Annotated in this window: 16 protein-coding genes; 9 read left to right on the plus strand and 7 right to left on the minus strand. The window is 54.9% G+C overall.

Annotation, left to right across the window (positions count from 1 at the left end):
* Positions 1–4: 4 nt before the first annotated feature.
* The gene (locus AMM03_RS05645; RefSeq protein WP_090129505.1) at positions 5–2065 is read right to left on the minus strand and encodes a molybdopterin-containing oxidoreductase family protein; all 2061 of its coding nucleotides are present in this window, start codon (positions 2063–2065) and stop codon (positions 5–7) included.
* A 136-nt stretch (positions 2066–2201) separates the two neighbouring features.
* On the opposite strand from AMM03_RS05645, the gene AMM03_RS05650 reads away from it, so the two are divergent.
* Genes AMM03_RS05650 through AMM03_RS05665 form a run of 4 tightly spaced genes read left to right on the plus strand, consistent with a single transcriptional unit; the run spans position 2202 to position 6423 of the window.
* Positions 2202–3410: a M20 aminoacylase family protein gene (locus AMM03_RS05650; protein ID WP_090129506.1), complete on the plus strand. Its 1209-nt coding sequence runs from the start codon at positions 2202–2204 to the stop codon at positions 3408–3410.
* Between the two features lie 58 nt (positions 3411–3468).
* Complete coding sequence (locus tag AMM03_RS05655) at positions 3469–4431, plus strand: complex I NDUFA9 subunit family protein (RefSeq protein WP_090129507.1); 963 nt, start codon at positions 3469–3471, stop codon at positions 4429–4431.
* Positions 4428–5108 (plus strand): glutathione S-transferase family protein, encoded by a 681-nt coding sequence (locus tag AMM03_RS05660; RefSeq protein WP_090129508.1) that lies wholly within the window; start codon positions 4428–4430, stop codon positions 5106–5108. Before AMM03_RS05655 ends, AMM03_RS05660 begins: the two co-directional genes overlap by 4 nt.
* Before the next feature lie 25 nt (positions 5109–5133).
* On the plus strand, positions 5134–6423 hold the full coding sequence (locus AMM03_RS05665) for a multifunctional CCA addition/repair protein (RefSeq protein ID WP_090130630.1): 1290 nt from the start codon (positions 5134–5136) through the stop codon (positions 6421–6423).
* 60 nt (positions 6424–6483) lie between these two features.
* Here the strand turns inward: AMM03_RS05665 and infA are convergent, their stop codons facing one another.
* The 4 genes from infA to AMM03_RS05685 form a co-directional block, all read right to left on the minus strand.
* A complete protein-coding gene (infA, locus tag AMM03_RS05670) occupies positions 6484–6750 on the minus strand; it encodes a translation initiation factor IF-1 (protein WP_055361682.1) in 267 nt (88 codons plus the stop codon).
* Positions 6751–6777: 27 nt separating this feature from the next.
* Positions 6778–7023 carry a hypothetical protein gene (locus AMM03_RS05675; protein WP_090129509.1) on the minus strand — a complete coding sequence of 82 codons (246 nt, stop codon included), beginning with the start codon at positions 7021–7023 and terminating at the stop codon, positions 6778–6780.
* A 303-nt stretch (positions 7024–7326) separates the two neighbouring features.
* Positions 7327–7521: a DUF2905 domain-containing protein gene (locus AMM03_RS05680; protein WP_090129510.1), complete on the minus strand. Its 195-nt coding sequence runs from the start codon at positions 7519–7521 to the stop codon at positions 7327–7329.
* Between the two features lie 7 nt (positions 7522–7528).
* Positions 7529–8647, minus strand: a complete 1119-nt coding sequence (locus tag AMM03_RS05685; RefSeq protein ID WP_090129511.1) for a class I SAM-dependent methyltransferase — start codon at positions 8645–8647, stop codon at positions 7529–7531.
* A 20-nt stretch (positions 8648–8667) separates the two neighbouring features.
* Here AMM03_RS05685 and AMM03_RS05690 point away from each other — a divergent pair, with 20 nt between their 5' ends.
* Genes AMM03_RS05690 through AMM03_RS05710 form a run of 5 tightly spaced genes read left to right on the plus strand, consistent with a single transcriptional unit; the run spans position 8668 to position 12182 of the window.
* On the plus strand, positions 8668–9465 hold the full coding sequence (locus AMM03_RS05690) for an SDR family oxidoreductase (RefSeq protein WP_090129512.1): 798 nt from the start codon (positions 8668–8670) through the stop codon (positions 9463–9465).
* Between the two features lie 7 nt (positions 9466–9472).
* Positions 9473–9865: a dihydroneopterin aldolase gene (locus AMM03_RS05695; RefSeq protein ID WP_090129513.1), complete on the plus strand. Its 393-nt coding sequence runs from the start codon at positions 9473–9475 to the stop codon at positions 9863–9865.
* Positions 9866–9869: 4 nt separating this feature from the next.
* Positions 9870–10832, plus strand: coding sequence for a tRNA 2-thiocytidine(32) synthetase TtcA (gene ttcA / locus AMM03_RS05700; RefSeq protein WP_090130631.1), 963 nt, complete (start codon positions 9870–9872; stop codon positions 10830–10832).
* A gap of 51 nt (positions 10833–10883) precedes the next feature.
* On the plus strand, positions 10884–11543 hold the full coding sequence (locus AMM03_RS05705) for a hypothetical protein (RefSeq protein ID WP_194942793.1): 660 nt from the start codon (positions 10884–10886) through the stop codon (positions 11541–11543).
* Entirely contained in the window at positions 11544–12182 is a 639-nt protein-coding gene (locus AMM03_RS05710) for a histidine phosphatase family protein (RefSeq protein ID WP_090129515.1), read from the plus strand.
* Between the two features lie 32 nt (positions 12183–12214).
* Here AMM03_RS05710 and ruvB read toward each other — a convergent pair whose 3' ends face one another.
* Positions 12215–13264: a Holliday junction branch migration DNA helicase RuvB gene (ruvB, locus tag AMM03_RS05715; RefSeq protein ID WP_090129516.1), complete on the minus strand. Its 1050-nt coding sequence runs from the start codon at positions 13262–13264 to the stop codon at positions 12215–12217.
* 11 nt (positions 13265–13275) lie between these two features.
* The gene (gene ruvA, locus AMM03_RS05720; protein WP_090129517.1) at positions 13276–13848 is read right to left on the minus strand and encodes a Holliday junction branch migration protein RuvA; all 573 of its coding nucleotides are present in this window, start codon (positions 13846–13848) and stop codon (positions 13276–13278) included.
* Between the last annotated feature and the right edge of the window lie 42 nt (positions 13849–13890).

Raw genomic sequence — 13890 nt, forward strand, 5'->3', positions numbered from 1 at the left:
GACATTAAGCTTTCTTCAAGAGTGCCACTTCTACTTGGCAGTCGTAAAACACAGGCGCTCGGCCCAAGTCGGTTAACAATTGACTGGTCACTTCATTCACATTGGTGCCGTTCAAACCCATCTTGCGCCACCAAATACCCAAGCCATGCACAACACCAGGGCGTGCGCGCGTTGTGACATCTGCTTTGCAGTGGTATTCGCCGCGGTCATTGAATACTTTGACGGTATCGCCTGTGGCAATGCCGCGTGCAGAGGCATCTTCAAAACAAATTTCAACCAGCGGTTCTTTTTCTATTTCGCGCAAACTTTCCACGTTCACGAAAGACGAGTTCAAGAAATTGCGTGCAGGGGGCGAGATCATGGCCAAGGGATAGCGATGACCTGCAGAAGGCATTTCGTAATTGGGGATGTGATCTGGCAAGGGGTCTAAACCTTGAGAGGCCAAACGGTCGCTCACAAATTCGCAGCGACCTGAGGGTGTGGCAAATCCGCCTTCTGCAAAAGGTGCATCGGGTACGGGCATGGACACAAAACCCACATCCAACAAAGTTTGAAAATTAACTTCCGTACCCACCGCGGTGCGGCACAGACTCGTGTCCGATTCGCTAAAGCATGGCTCGGTGTAGCCCATGGCTTTGGCCAGTAAGCGGAAAATTTCGCTGTTCGATTTGGCTTGGCCTACCGGGACAATAGCGGGACGATTCAACAACAAATCGGTGTGCCCATAGCTGCCTTGCACATCCCAGTGTTCGAGCTGTGTGGTGGCCGGCAAGATGTAATCGGCGTAGTCAGCGGTGTCGGTTTGAAAGTGCTCCATGACCACCGTGAACAAGTCTTCGCGGGCAAAGCCTTGCACCACTTTGCTCGAATGCGGCGCAATGGCAACTGGGTTGCTGTTGTAGACCAAAAGGGCTTTGACTTGCGGGCCCCATTCTGGACTACCAGGGTGGTTCAAGTCGTTGCCGATGGTGGTCATGTTGATCATGCGCGGCCGCCTTGCGCCTAGCAAATCGGGCCGATGCAAGTCTTGCTTGTTGACTTTGAAACAACTTGAATTGCTGAGCAACATGCCGCCCGCTCTGTTGCGCCATGCGCCCGTTAAGGCAGGCAAACACGCCACCGCGCGCACCGCATTGGCGCCGCCTTTGACGCGTTGCATGCCGTAGTTCAAACGGATGGCGGCTTGGGGGGTGGTGCCCCAGTCTTTGGCCAAGGATCGAATCAGTTCTGCGTCGATGCCGCAAACTTCTGCTGCGCGCTCTAGGGTCCAGGTCATGGCGCGCTCGCGCAGTGCCTCCCAACCCACGGTGTATTTTTCGATGTAGTCGTGGTCTAGCCAATTGTTGACCACCAGCTCGCGCATGATGGCAAACGCCAAAGCGGCGTCGGTACCGGGTTTGATGGGCAAATGCACATGGCATTTTTCGGCGGTTTCGCTTTGACGGGGATCGATGCAAATCAGTTTGGCGCCGTTGCGTTTGGCATCTTGTGCCAGTCGCCAGAAGTGGATGTTGCTGGTGATGGAATTGCTGCCCCAAATCACAATCAACTTAGATTCAGCAAAGAATTCGGTCTTCATGCCGAACTTGCCGCCCAAGGTGTAAACCAAGCCCTCGCTGCCAGCCGAGGCACAAATGGTGCGGTCTAACTGCGAGGCACCCATTTTGTGAAAAAACCGGGAGGCCATGGCCTCGCCCTGAACCCAGCCCATGGTGCCGGCGTAGCTGTAAGGCAAGACGGCCTCAGGATTTTGGGCCGCAATTAATTTCAATCTCGCCGCAATGTCTTGAATCGCCTCGTCCCAAGTCACTTGCACAAACTGACCCGAACCTTTGGGGCCGCTGCGCTTCAGGGGGTGCATCAGGCGTTCGGGGCTGTAGGTGCGCTCGGTGTACCTGGACACTTTGGTGCACAGCACGCCTTGCGTGTGCTTGTGGTCTGGGTTGCCATTCACCTTGACGGCGCGCCCGTTCTCTACGGTGGTCAGTAAAGCGCAGGTATCGGGGCAGTCGTGCGGACACAAGCCGCGCACCACGGCATTTTTTTCGAGGACTGAATCGGTCATGGCTTCATTCTAAAAGGGGTGCATTGAAATGGCATGCCTTAAATCGGTGGAATTCTGGGGATAACCCTGAATTTCAATGTCCCCCACGTTCTGAAGGGGTGTAGCGCATTGGCCAGACTCTGGGTAGACTGTGGTCATGAAAATCATCGACTCCATCCTGACCGACGCCGCCAGCATTGCGGCCATTCGCAAAGACATTCATGCTCACCCCGAGTTGTGCTTCCAAGAAGTTCGCACAGCCGATGTGGTGGCCAAGCAGCTCACCGATTGGGGCATTCCCATTTTGCGTGGCATGGGCACAACCGGTGTGGTGGGAGTGGTGCACGGCCGCGATGGCGGTGCTTGCGGCCGTGGTGTGGGCCTGAGAGCCGACATGGACGCCCTGCCTATGCAAGAGTTCAACACCTTTGCGCACGCCAGCCAGCACAAAGGAAAAATGCACGCTTGCGGTCACGATGGCCACACAGCCATGTTGTTGGCCGCTGCCAAACATTTGGCCAAGCACCGCGATTTTGATGGCACCGTCTATTTGATTTTCCAACCCGCCGAAGAAGGCGGTGGTGGTGCCCGCGAAATGATCAAAGACGGCATGTTCGACAAATGCCCCATGCAAGCCGTGTTTGGCATGCACAACTGGCCAGGCGCTCAAATGGGCAGCTTTGCTGTCAGCCCCGGCCCTGTCATGGCGTCTAGCAACGAATTCAAAATTACCATTCGCGGCAAAGGCAGCCATGCAGCCCTGCCCCACAACGGCATCGACCCCGTGCCCGTGGCTTGCCAATTGGTGCAGGCTTTCCAAACCATCATCACGCGCAACAAAAAGCCGGTCGATGCAGGCGTGATTTCGGTCACCATGATCAATGCTGGCGAAGCCACCAATGTGGTGCCCGACTTCTGCGTCATTCAAGGCACTGTGCGCACCTTCAGCATTGAAGTGCTCGACCTGATTGAATCGCGCATGCGCCAAATCACGGACAACTTGTGCGCCGCTTTCGATGCCAAGCCCGAATTCCATTTCAACCGCAACTACCCACCCACCATCAACAGCCCAGCCGAAGCCGAATTTGCGCGCAAGGTCATGGCCGGCATCGTGGGCTCAGAGAACGTCCAAACGCAAGAACCCACCATGGGCGCAGAAGACTTCTCCTTCATGTTGCAAGCCAAGCCCGGTGCGTATGTGTTCATTGCCAATGGCGACGGCTCGCACCGCGAAATGGGCCATGGCGCTGGCCCCTGCACTTTGCACAACCCCAGCTACGATTTCAACGACGACCTGATCCCGCTGGGCGGTACGTATTGGGTCGAATTGGCCACGCAATGGCTGGCCAATCCTACGGTCAAATAACAACACGTCTTTCCATGCGTATCATCTCCCTTTGGGCCAACTGCCCTGAGGGATAGAGATGAACATTCAGCCACGCGTTTTAATTTTGGGCGGCACAGGTTTTGTGGGCCGCCATGTTTGCGAAAAACTCACTCGCATCGGCTGCCGCATGACCGTCATCACGCGCCGCGCATCACAAGCCGCGGCTATTCAAAGCATGCCCAAAGTGCGGGTGCTTGAAGGCGATGTCTACAACCAAGCATTTTTGGCGCAGTGCATGGCACAGCACGATGTGGTGATCAATCTGATTGCCATCTTGCATGGCTCTGAAGCGGCGTTTGACAAAGCGCATGTGCAGTTGCCCAAAATCATTGCAGCGGCTTGCCAACAAAGCGGTGTCAAACGTTTGATTCACATCAGCGCTTTGGGTGCTAGCGCGCAAGGCCCTTCGCTGTATCAGCGCAGCAAAGCACAAGGCGAGTCAGTGCTGAAACAAGCCGGTTTAGATTTAACGATTTTGCAACCCAGCGTGATCTTTGGCGCCGAAGACAAGTTCCTCAACTTGTTTGCCCAGCTTCAACAGATTGCGCCAGTGGTGCCCTTGGCCGGCGCCAGCACCCGCTTTCAACCTGTTTGGGTCGAGGATGTTGCCAGCGCGGTGGCGCATTGCGTCATGCACAACAACACCTCGGGACAGACCTACGAAATTTGTGGCCCCGACACCTTGACCTTGAAAGAATTGGTCCAAAAGTCTGGTCAATGGGCGGGCGTGAAAGGCGGCCAAGGGCGTTGGGTCTTTGGCATTCCGCATACCGTCGCTTGGCTTCAAGCTTTCCTGATGGAATTGGCACCAGGCCAGCCCCTCATGAGTCGCGACAACCTGCGCTCTATGGCGGTTGACAACATTGCTTCTGGTAAAGCCTTAAGTCTTCAAGACCTGAACATTCAAGCCAGCAGTCTTGGCAGCATTGCCCCTAGCTATTTGAGCCACAAAGGTGCATGCCATAAACTGGATGTTTTCCGGGCTAAGGGACGTCCATGAAACTCTACATCGCCAACAAAAATTATTCATCCTGGTCCATGCGGCCCTGGGTCATGCTCAAACAAGCCGGCATTGACTTCGAAGAAGTCATGGTGCGCTTTGATAGTTTTGATGCACAGTCCAAGTTCAAGCAAAGTTTGAAAGACATCAACCCAGTAGGCAAAGTGCCCGTCTTGGTCGATGGCGATTTGGCTGTGTGGGATACCTTGGCCATCGCCGAATACGCAGCCGAAAAGTTTCCCGAGAAAAAACTTTGGCCATCTGCTGTGGCACACCGCGCTCATGCACGCAGCATCTGTGCCGAGATGCACAGCGGCTTTGCGGGCATTCGCAGCGCATGCCCCATGAACATTGATGCGTCTCTGCCAGAAATTGGCGCCTTGGCCCTGCGCGACAAAGAAGCGGTGCGCAAAGATTTGAAGCGCATTGACAGCTTGTTCTCATCGCTTTTAAAAGCGCACAAAGGCCCGATGTTGTTTGGTGAGTTCAGCATTCCCGATGCTTACTTTGCACCCGTGGTGATGCGCATCAAAACTTATGCTTTGCCCGTCAGTGCAGAAACACAGGCCTACATAGAGCGCTTGTGCAACATGCCTGGCGTGAAAGCTTGGATCGATGAAGCCTTGGCAGAAAAAGACTTCATTGATTTTGAAGAGCCTTTCCGCACCAAGCCATAAACGTTAGATTTTCAGCAAGATGGCCATGCAAATCTTCAGCGTTGGCGGCGCCATTCGAGACGCCTTGCTTCACCAAGCGGTCAAAGACAAAGACTGGGTGGTGGTGGGTGCTACGCCTGAACAAATGACGCAGCAGGGCTATCAAACGGTGGGCAAAGACTTCCCTGTGTTTTTGCATCCGCAAACGCGCGAAGAATATGCCTTGGCCCGCACCGAACGCAAAACCGCGCCGGGCTACAAAGGCTTCACCGTTCATGCCTCGCCCGAGGTCACTTTAGAAGAAGACTTGGCAAGGCGCGACCTCACCATCAACACATTGGCCTTGCCTGAAGCGCATTCAGGCATGTTGGCCCAAGCGCACAACGAAACCGCCAACGGCGCGTTTGCAAAGGTCTTTACAGCGCACGGTATCGATCCCTACGGCGGCTTGAAAGATCTGCAATCCAAAACGCTGAGGCATGTGACAACGGCCTTCAGAGAAGACCCTGTGCGCATCTTGCGCGTGGCCCGTTTTGCGGCGCGCTTTCCAGAATTCAGCATTGCGCCCGAAACTTTAAATCTCATGCAAGAGATGGTGGATGCTGGTGAAGTTGAACATTTGGTACCCGAGAGAGTCTGGCAAGAACTGGCCAAAGGCCTGATGACCGTCAAACCGTCACGCATGTTTGAAGTGCTCAAAGATTGCGGCGCGCTCAAAGTCCTGTTGCCCGAAGTCAATGCTTTGTGGGGCGTGCCCCAACGCGCCGAATACCACCCTGAAATAGACACTGGCGTGCACCTCATGATGGTGCTCGACATGAGCGCACAACTGAATGCCTCATTGCCTGTGCGCGTAGCTTGCCTGATGCACGACTTAGGCAAAGGCAACACGCCGCAAGCCGAATGGCCACGCCACATTGGTCACGAACAGCGCAGCGCCAAATTGCTCAAGCAAGTGTGCGAGCGATTGCGCATTCCGGTGGAATGCAAAGAACTGTCCGATGTAGTGGCGCGAGAGCACGGCAACATTCACCGCAGTCAAGATTTGAATGCTGCCTCTCTGATGAGACTGCTAGAGCGCTGCGATGCCATCCGCAAACCCGAACGTTGGCCCGACATTTTGTTGGCCTGCGAGTGCGATGCGCGGGGCCGGCTTGGATTTGAAAATACGGTTTATGCGCCAGCCCAGCGCTTGCAAGAAGTGTTGCGTGCAGCTTTGTCGGTTATCACCTCAGACATTGCAGCACAGGCGCAAAAACAGGGCCTCATGGGCCCTGCTATTGGCGAAAAAATTCATGAAGCCAGAGTGCGTGCCATTGACCAGTTCAAGGTCTAGCGAACTCAACTCGCAACACACCCGGCGTTAAGCGCAGGTTAGCCAGTGGCTAACTGAAGATTAACGGGAAGGTGTGCGAGGCGTGCGCGGCGCTGCCGGTGGACGGCCTGCCAAGTGACGGAAACTGATACGGCCTTTGGTGAGGTCGTAAGGGGACAACTCCAAGGTGACGCGGTCGCCCGCCAAAATGCGGATGTGGTTCTTGCGCATCTTGCCTGCCGAGTAAGCGATCAACTGGTGTCCGTTGTCCAAGGTCACACGAAAACGTGTGTCAGGTAAAACCTCGTTCACAACGCCCATCTGTTCGATCAAATCTTCTTTCGCCATTTTTTCCTTTCAGGTTCTCTCGGGAGTTCAGTGGGCTTGCGTGCTGTCACGCACCCAATCCAAACCCTTTGCCAGTGCAAAACTGGCGGCAGCATCGCGGGTGGCGAAGTCATTGGTAAAACACATCACCCGATCGGTACTTGCACTGCCACGTCCACTGGCCACTGACACTTGCGCCGCAAAACGGCCACAGGGCAATGCGCGCGGACAAGCGGCAATGCGGTATTTTCCCACGGTGACGGGGTTATTTTCAAAAGTAATTGTATGAATCATCTAATAAGCTAAAAAATTGGTGTGCACAGAACAACAGTTGGCAACTTGCCAAACAGGCAAGGGGTCCAAAAGTCCTTGGCTTAACTGTTGGCTAAGCACTGAACTGAGTACTGGAAATAGGGGGAAGCGTGAAATCAAACCCACCCAAATTTGGGGGTGCGCCGCTCTTCTGTTCAAGCCTGAATCACGAGAAATCAGACTTCAATCAGGAACCGCGCTTGTTGTGACCTGCCTATATTTGGATCTAGCGGAAGGCCACAAGAGCCGAACTGTAACACAAATGTTTTAAAAGTCGCCGTTTATTTACAACAACTTGGTCAACAGGCTGAGTACAAAGCTCAACAACAAGGTGCTGGTGAACGGAATAAACCACTCGCGACCAAACAATTTGAAGTGAAAGTCACCGGGCAATTTGCCCAAGCCCATCTTTTCTAGCCAAGGCCGTACCCAGCTAATGAGCAACAGCGCCAAAAAAACCACAATGAGCCAGCGCAGCATGGGATCCTTAAAGCCGGTGACTGCGGTCGCCCGCTGCAAAACCTTGGGCTTGCCAATGGTCGTGGGTGGCAAAACCAATCACCTTGAACAGCTCGCCCATCTCATGCTCGCTCAGGAGTTTCATGGCCTGTGCCCGCTCGACCAAAGGCGAATCGGCCATTTTTTCGGCCATTCCCAAGTTCAATAAAAACCGCGCTTGGCTGGTGTAACCCAAGACCTGCAAGCCTGCGTCTTGCCCTGCCAATGCAATGCCCGTGAAATTGACATGGGCCGTGATGTCTTTCAAACCCACGTTTTCAAGCGGATTGGGGTCGGCCTTGTGCGCCTGATGGCACATCACAGTGCCCATGTGGCGCTCGGGGTGAAAGTATTCGGACTCTGGAAACCCATAGTCCAAAAAGAATGCTGCGCCGCCTTTTTCACTGGCCAACAGGCGTTCGGCCAAGCTAGCCACAAAGGCTTCTGCTTGCGGCTGAATTTCGGTCAAATAATCGTGCTCGCCCACAGGCGCCATGGGCGGACGAAGCTCAGTGGGCCGGTCTTGCCAAGCCAATCCGTGTTCGTTGTCGGCCTGCACCACGCCCCTCTCGTGCCATTGCCCTTGAATGCGATGGAGCAGCTTCACCGGCATGGCATCGAGCACTTCGTTGCCCACCACCACGCCTTGCAGGGTGTCCGACCATTGGCTGAGCCACCGCACTTGATCGCCCCATTCGGCCAATTTGGCCTGCTGCCGAGCCTTCAAGGTGCTGGACAAGTCCATGATGTTGTAGCGCTTAAGGGGGCAACCCAAACGCTTGAGTTCTGTCAGCAGTTGCTGCGCCAAGGCACCACTGCCTGCGCCAAATTCCCACACTTCATCGGTGCCGCTGGCGGCCAAAGCCTCAGCCACCTGCTTGGCCAAGGTGGCGCCAAACATGGGCGACAACTCGGGAGCTGTTACAAAATCGCTGCCCGACTGGGGCATGCTGCCAAACTTGGGCTGCTGGTTGGCGTAATAGCCTAGCCCAGGCTCGTACAAGGCCATGGCCATAAATTGGTCAAAAGGCAACCAGCCCTGCGCATCAGAAATGGCCTTGTGCACGCGCAAGCGCATGTCGGTCGTTAAACTATGAGGTTCTGTCATCACCCCCTGATTGTCCCCGAATGTCGGCTCCTCTTTCATCCGCCCCTCGCACGGCCCTGGTTACAGGCGCCGGCAAGCGCTTAGGCCGCGAAATTGCCCTGGGCTTGGCGCGTGCCGGATGGCGAGTGGCGGTGCATTACAAAAGCTCCGAAGCCGAGGCCTTGCAAACGGCCCAAGACTGCTTGACCTTGAACGGCGATTCAACAGCCCCCCGCTTGTGCATCTTCCAAGCCGATTTGGCAGACGAAGCCGCCACCAAAGCGCTACTGCCCCAAGTCGTCAAGCAAATGGGGGCCCTCAGTGCTGTGGTCAACAGTGCCGCTTTGTTTGAACACGACGATGTTCAAAGCTTTAGCTACACCAACATGGCCGCGCATTGGGCCAGCAATACCGGCGCCGCCATTGTGTTGGCGCAGGCCCTGCACCAACATTGCCAAGATCGGAAAGCGCCCGCTGCCGAGGCAGTGGTCATCAACATGCTCGATCAAAAGTTATGGAATCCCAATCCCGATTTTTTAAGCTACACCTTGTCCAAGGCGGCACTGGAAGCGGCCAACACTTTGTTGGCGCAAGCCTTGGCGCCCCAAGTGCGAGTGGTGGGCGTGGCACCAGGCCTCACGCTTACTAGCCACATGTTGGCCGACGACAAATTTGAACAACTGCACAAGCTCAGCCCGCTAGGCCGATCTTCTTCTGTTGAAGATGTGGTCAGCACCGTGGTGTTTGCCATGCACAACCGCGCCATCACAGGTACCACATTGTTGGTGGATGGCGGTCAGCACTTGATGAAATTCGAGCGCGACTTTTCTTTGATGTGAATACACCATGACGGCCACTCTTTCAAATCCAGCAGCCACCTCTGGCAACCAAACCCTTACGCTCACAGGTCTGCGCTTTGACGCCAACTTGGGTATTTTGGAGCACGAGAAAACAGCGCCGCAGCCTATTCAAGTGGACGCCGAACTCAACCTTGGCCCGCAACCTTTGCTGCCGCACGACGACGACATCAGCAATGTATTGGACTATCGCAAGGTGCGCAAAATCATCATCGATGAATGCACCGCCGAGCATGTCAATTTGCTAGAAAGCCTCATTGGCAAACTCTCGCACCGCCTCATGCAATTGCATGGTGTCAAAGGTGTGCGCGTGAAGATTGCCAAGTTAGAAATTTTTGAAGATTGCGAAGTTGCCATTCGCATGGAAACAGGACAATGGTGAAGCCATGAACGCACCCACACACAACGCATGGCTAGAAGCCGTGGCCGATGAAGCCGAACTTGCTGCCGAGCAAAAAGCCAAGGCCATCAAAATTGAACGCGAAACGCACAAGCTCGAAAAACGCTTGTGCCGACAGGTGGGCCAGGCCATCAGCGAGTTCAACATGATTGAAGAAGGCGACCGCGTCATGGTCTGCATGTCGGGCGGCAAAGACAGCTACGGCATGCTCGACATTTTGCTGAAGATGAAAGCCCGCGCGCCCGTCGACTTTGAACTCATTGCCGTCAACTTGGACCAAAAGCAACCTGGCTTTCCAGCAGAAATCTTGCCGGCTTATTTGGCCAACGTGGGCATCCCGTTTCACATTGAAACGCAGGACACCTACTCCATCGTCAAGGACAAAATTCCTGAAGGCAAAACCATGTGCAGTTTGTGCAGCAGGTTGCGTCGCGGCATTTTGTACAAAGTCGCGCGCGAATTAAAGTGCAACAAGCTGGCACTAGGCCATCACCGCGACGACATGTTGCAAACCTTTTTCTTGAACATGTTCTTTGGCGGCAAGCTCAAAGGCATGCCGCCCAAATTGCTCAGCGACAACGGCGAGTTCATGGTTATTCGGCCTTTGGCCCATGTGGCCGAAGCCGACTTGGCGCGCTGGGCCGAGCACCGTCAGTTCCCCATCATTCCTTGCACCTTGTGCGGCAGCCAAGAAAACTTGCAGCGCAAACAAATTGGCAACATGATTCGCGACTGGCAAAAAAAGTTTCCAGGCCGTATTGAAAACATGTTTGCCGCTTTGCAAAATGTGGTGCCCTCGCATTTGATGGACACCGAATTGCATGACTTCAAAAATTTAAAAATCACAGGCATGCCCACCGAAGACGGTGACAAAGCATTTGACGAAGAGAGCTTTGAAGCGCCCAATGTGATGGCCAGCTTGCAAGGTGTGCAGGTGGTTCAACTTTGAGTCGCCATTTGAAATCTCGGGTTGATTGATTTCTCAATGAAAGTGCACAAGATGACACGTCAATTCAAATTCATCTCTGGATTTTTAGCCCTCTGCTGCGTGCTGTTTCTCAGTGGCTGTAGCACCATGCGCGTGCTTGAAAGCCAAGTGCAAACCAGCACACAATGGCCTACTGGCTCTGCAGCACCCAAACAAGCCCTGTTTAGATGGGAGCGTCTGCCAGCAGATGTCAACAGCGTCCAAGCGGGTTGGGCCGAAGTTGAATTAGAAGCTGTGTTAACACCTTTGGGATGGACTCGCAACGATGTCGACGCTCAATACAGTGTTTGGGTGGGTGTGCGTACCGCAGAGTTCATCACAGACACATGGGGGCGCCCTGTGCGAGGACCTTGGGTCAATCACCTTCACATTGGCATTGGCAGTGGCTATCGTCCACGCGGCATGAGCACCAATATTGGCTGGAGCGTGGGTGGGCCGGTGTACCCCGGCATTCGTCCTGGCTTTCCACCTGCCGTGGCCTATGCCCAAGAGGTCAGTATCATCATTCGCGACCTCAAAACCAGCCAAGTGGTTTACCAAACCAAGGCTTCCCATGACGGCCCTTGGGCCGACCACCCCACCATCTTGAGCGCCATCATGGGCGCAGCTTTGCAAGGCTTTCCTCAACCCAGCGTCATGAACCGGCGCGTCGATACCACGCTACCCCGATAAATGCAGGCCACCAGAATCATTGCCATCCGGCATGGCGAAACCGCGTGGAACGTCGATACCCGCATTCAGGGTCAACTCGATATTCCATTGAATGCCAAAGGCGAATGGCAGGCCGGTCAACTGGCGCAAGCCTTGGCCGCACAAGACCCCTTGCATGCGGTGTACACCAGCGACTTAAAACGCGCACATCAAACGGCCACAGCGGTGGCTGTTCAGCAAGGGCTTGAAACCATCAGCCACCCTGGCCTGCGCGAGCGTGGCTTTGGCGCGTTTGAAGGCAAGACCTTTGCCGAGATTGAAAAAGATTTGCCCGAAGATGCCCTGCGTTGGCGCAAGCGCGATCCGCATTGGATGCCGCCCAACGGCGGCGAGTCCTTGGTGGTCATGGAACAACGTGTGCGCCAAACTCTGGATGAATTGGCAGCCAAACACATGGGACAACACATCGCTTTGTTTGCACATGGGGGTGTCATGGACTTGTTGTATCGCATTGCCACCCAACAAGATTTGCAAGCACCTCGCACTTGGACGCTCACCAACACGGCCATCAATCGTTTGTTGTGGACGCCGCAAGGTGTGTCATTGGTGGGGTGGGCGGATACATCTCACTTGGATGAATCGACTCGCGACGAGTTTTAAGTCAATGCAGTTGAGCGTTGACAGCCATCGATTTATGCTTGCGTAAAGCTCTTGGGCGGCGTCACACCCAAATGCCTGTAGGCCGCCAAGGTGGCTGTTCTGCCGCGGGGTGTTCGTTGCAAAAAGCCTTGTTGAATCAGGTACGGCTCAATCACATCTTCAATGGTGTCGCGCTCTTCGCCAATGCTGGCGGCAATGTTGTCCAAGCCCACAGGCCCACCATCAAAACGGTGAATGACGGCTTCCAACAGCTTGCGGTCCATCAAATCAAAACCTTCGGGGTCCACATCGAGCATGGCCAATGCGCGTTTGGCAATGTCGTGCGTGATGTGGCCCACGCCTTTGACGTCGGCGTAATCGCGAACACGTCGGAGCAACCGATTGGCAATGCGCGGTGTACCGCGTGAGCGCTTGGCAATTTCTTCGCCACCAGCCGCGTCCATGGGCGCTTTGAGCAGGCTGGCACTGCGCTTGACAATGCACGCCAACTCTTCTGGCGTGTAAAACTCAAGGCGCGACACAATACCGAATCGGTCGCGCAAAGGATTGGTCAACATGCCCGCGCGGGTGGTGGCGCCCACCAAAGTGAAGGGCTGCAAATCGAGCTTGATGCTGCGCGCTGCGGGGCCTTCACCAATCATGATGTCAATTTGGTAGTCCTCTAAGGCGGGGTACAAAATCTCTTCCACCACGGGAGACAAGCGGTGAATCTCGTCAATGAACAACACATCGTTCTTTTCCAAATTGGTCAGCAAGGCTGCCAAGTCTTTGGGCTTTTCTAAAACGGGGCCACTGGTTTGACGCAGGTTCACGCCAAGCTCTGCGGCAATGATGTGGCTTAAGGTGGTCTTGCCCAAACCAGGCGGGCCAAACAGCAGCACGTGGTCTAAAGGCTCGCCGCGCATTTTGGCCGCGCCAATGAAAATTTCGAGCTGCTCGCGCACCTTGGCTTGGCCTACATAGTCGTCTAGCAACTTGGGGCGCAGGGCGCGCTCTATGGCTTCTTCTTGGGGCGTTGCGGGAGCGGCGTCGACCATCCGTGCAGGCGGTGGTGTGCCAAAGTCGTCGGTTTGAATGCTCATGTTTGATTATTTTATTTGGCCAAAGCCTTGAGCGCCATCTTGATGCCATCGCTCACGCCCACATCGGGGGGCAAAGATTTCAAGGCCAACGCGGCTTCTTTGTCACTGTAGCCCAAAGCCACCAGGGCTTGCAAAATGTCGTTGGCGTGGTCGTGTGAGGTGCTGCCCGTGGTGAGGAGGTCGGCGCCCAATTTACCTTTGAGTTCTAGCAGCAAACGCTCAGCGGTTTTCTTGCCAATACCTGGCACCTTGACCAAGCGACCGGATTCTTGTTGCGTGATGGCCTGCGCCAAATCGGCCACGCCCATGCCCGACAGCACACTCAATGCGGTACGGGGGCCCACGCCCGAAATTTTGATCAACTGCCTAAAAGCCGCACGCTCTTCAACCGTGGCAAAACCGTACAACAGCTGCGCATCCTCGCGCACCACAAAATGCGTGAGCAGCTTGACCTTCTCGCCCAAGGCGGGCAAGTTGTAAAAAGTGCTCATGGGCACACTCACCTCATAGCCCACGCCATGGCAATCCACCATCACTTCGGGTGGGTTTTTGTCGATCAAAGTGCCTGTTAACTGACCAATCATGGCCTGCCGTTCTTCTTCATCAGATAAGTGCCTATCATTAGG

The organism is Limnohabitans sp. Rim11 (assembly GCF_001269365.1).
In the GTDB taxonomy this organism is placed as follows: Bacteria; Pseudomonadota; Gammaproteobacteria; order Burkholderiales; family Burkholderiaceae_C; genus Limnohabitans_A.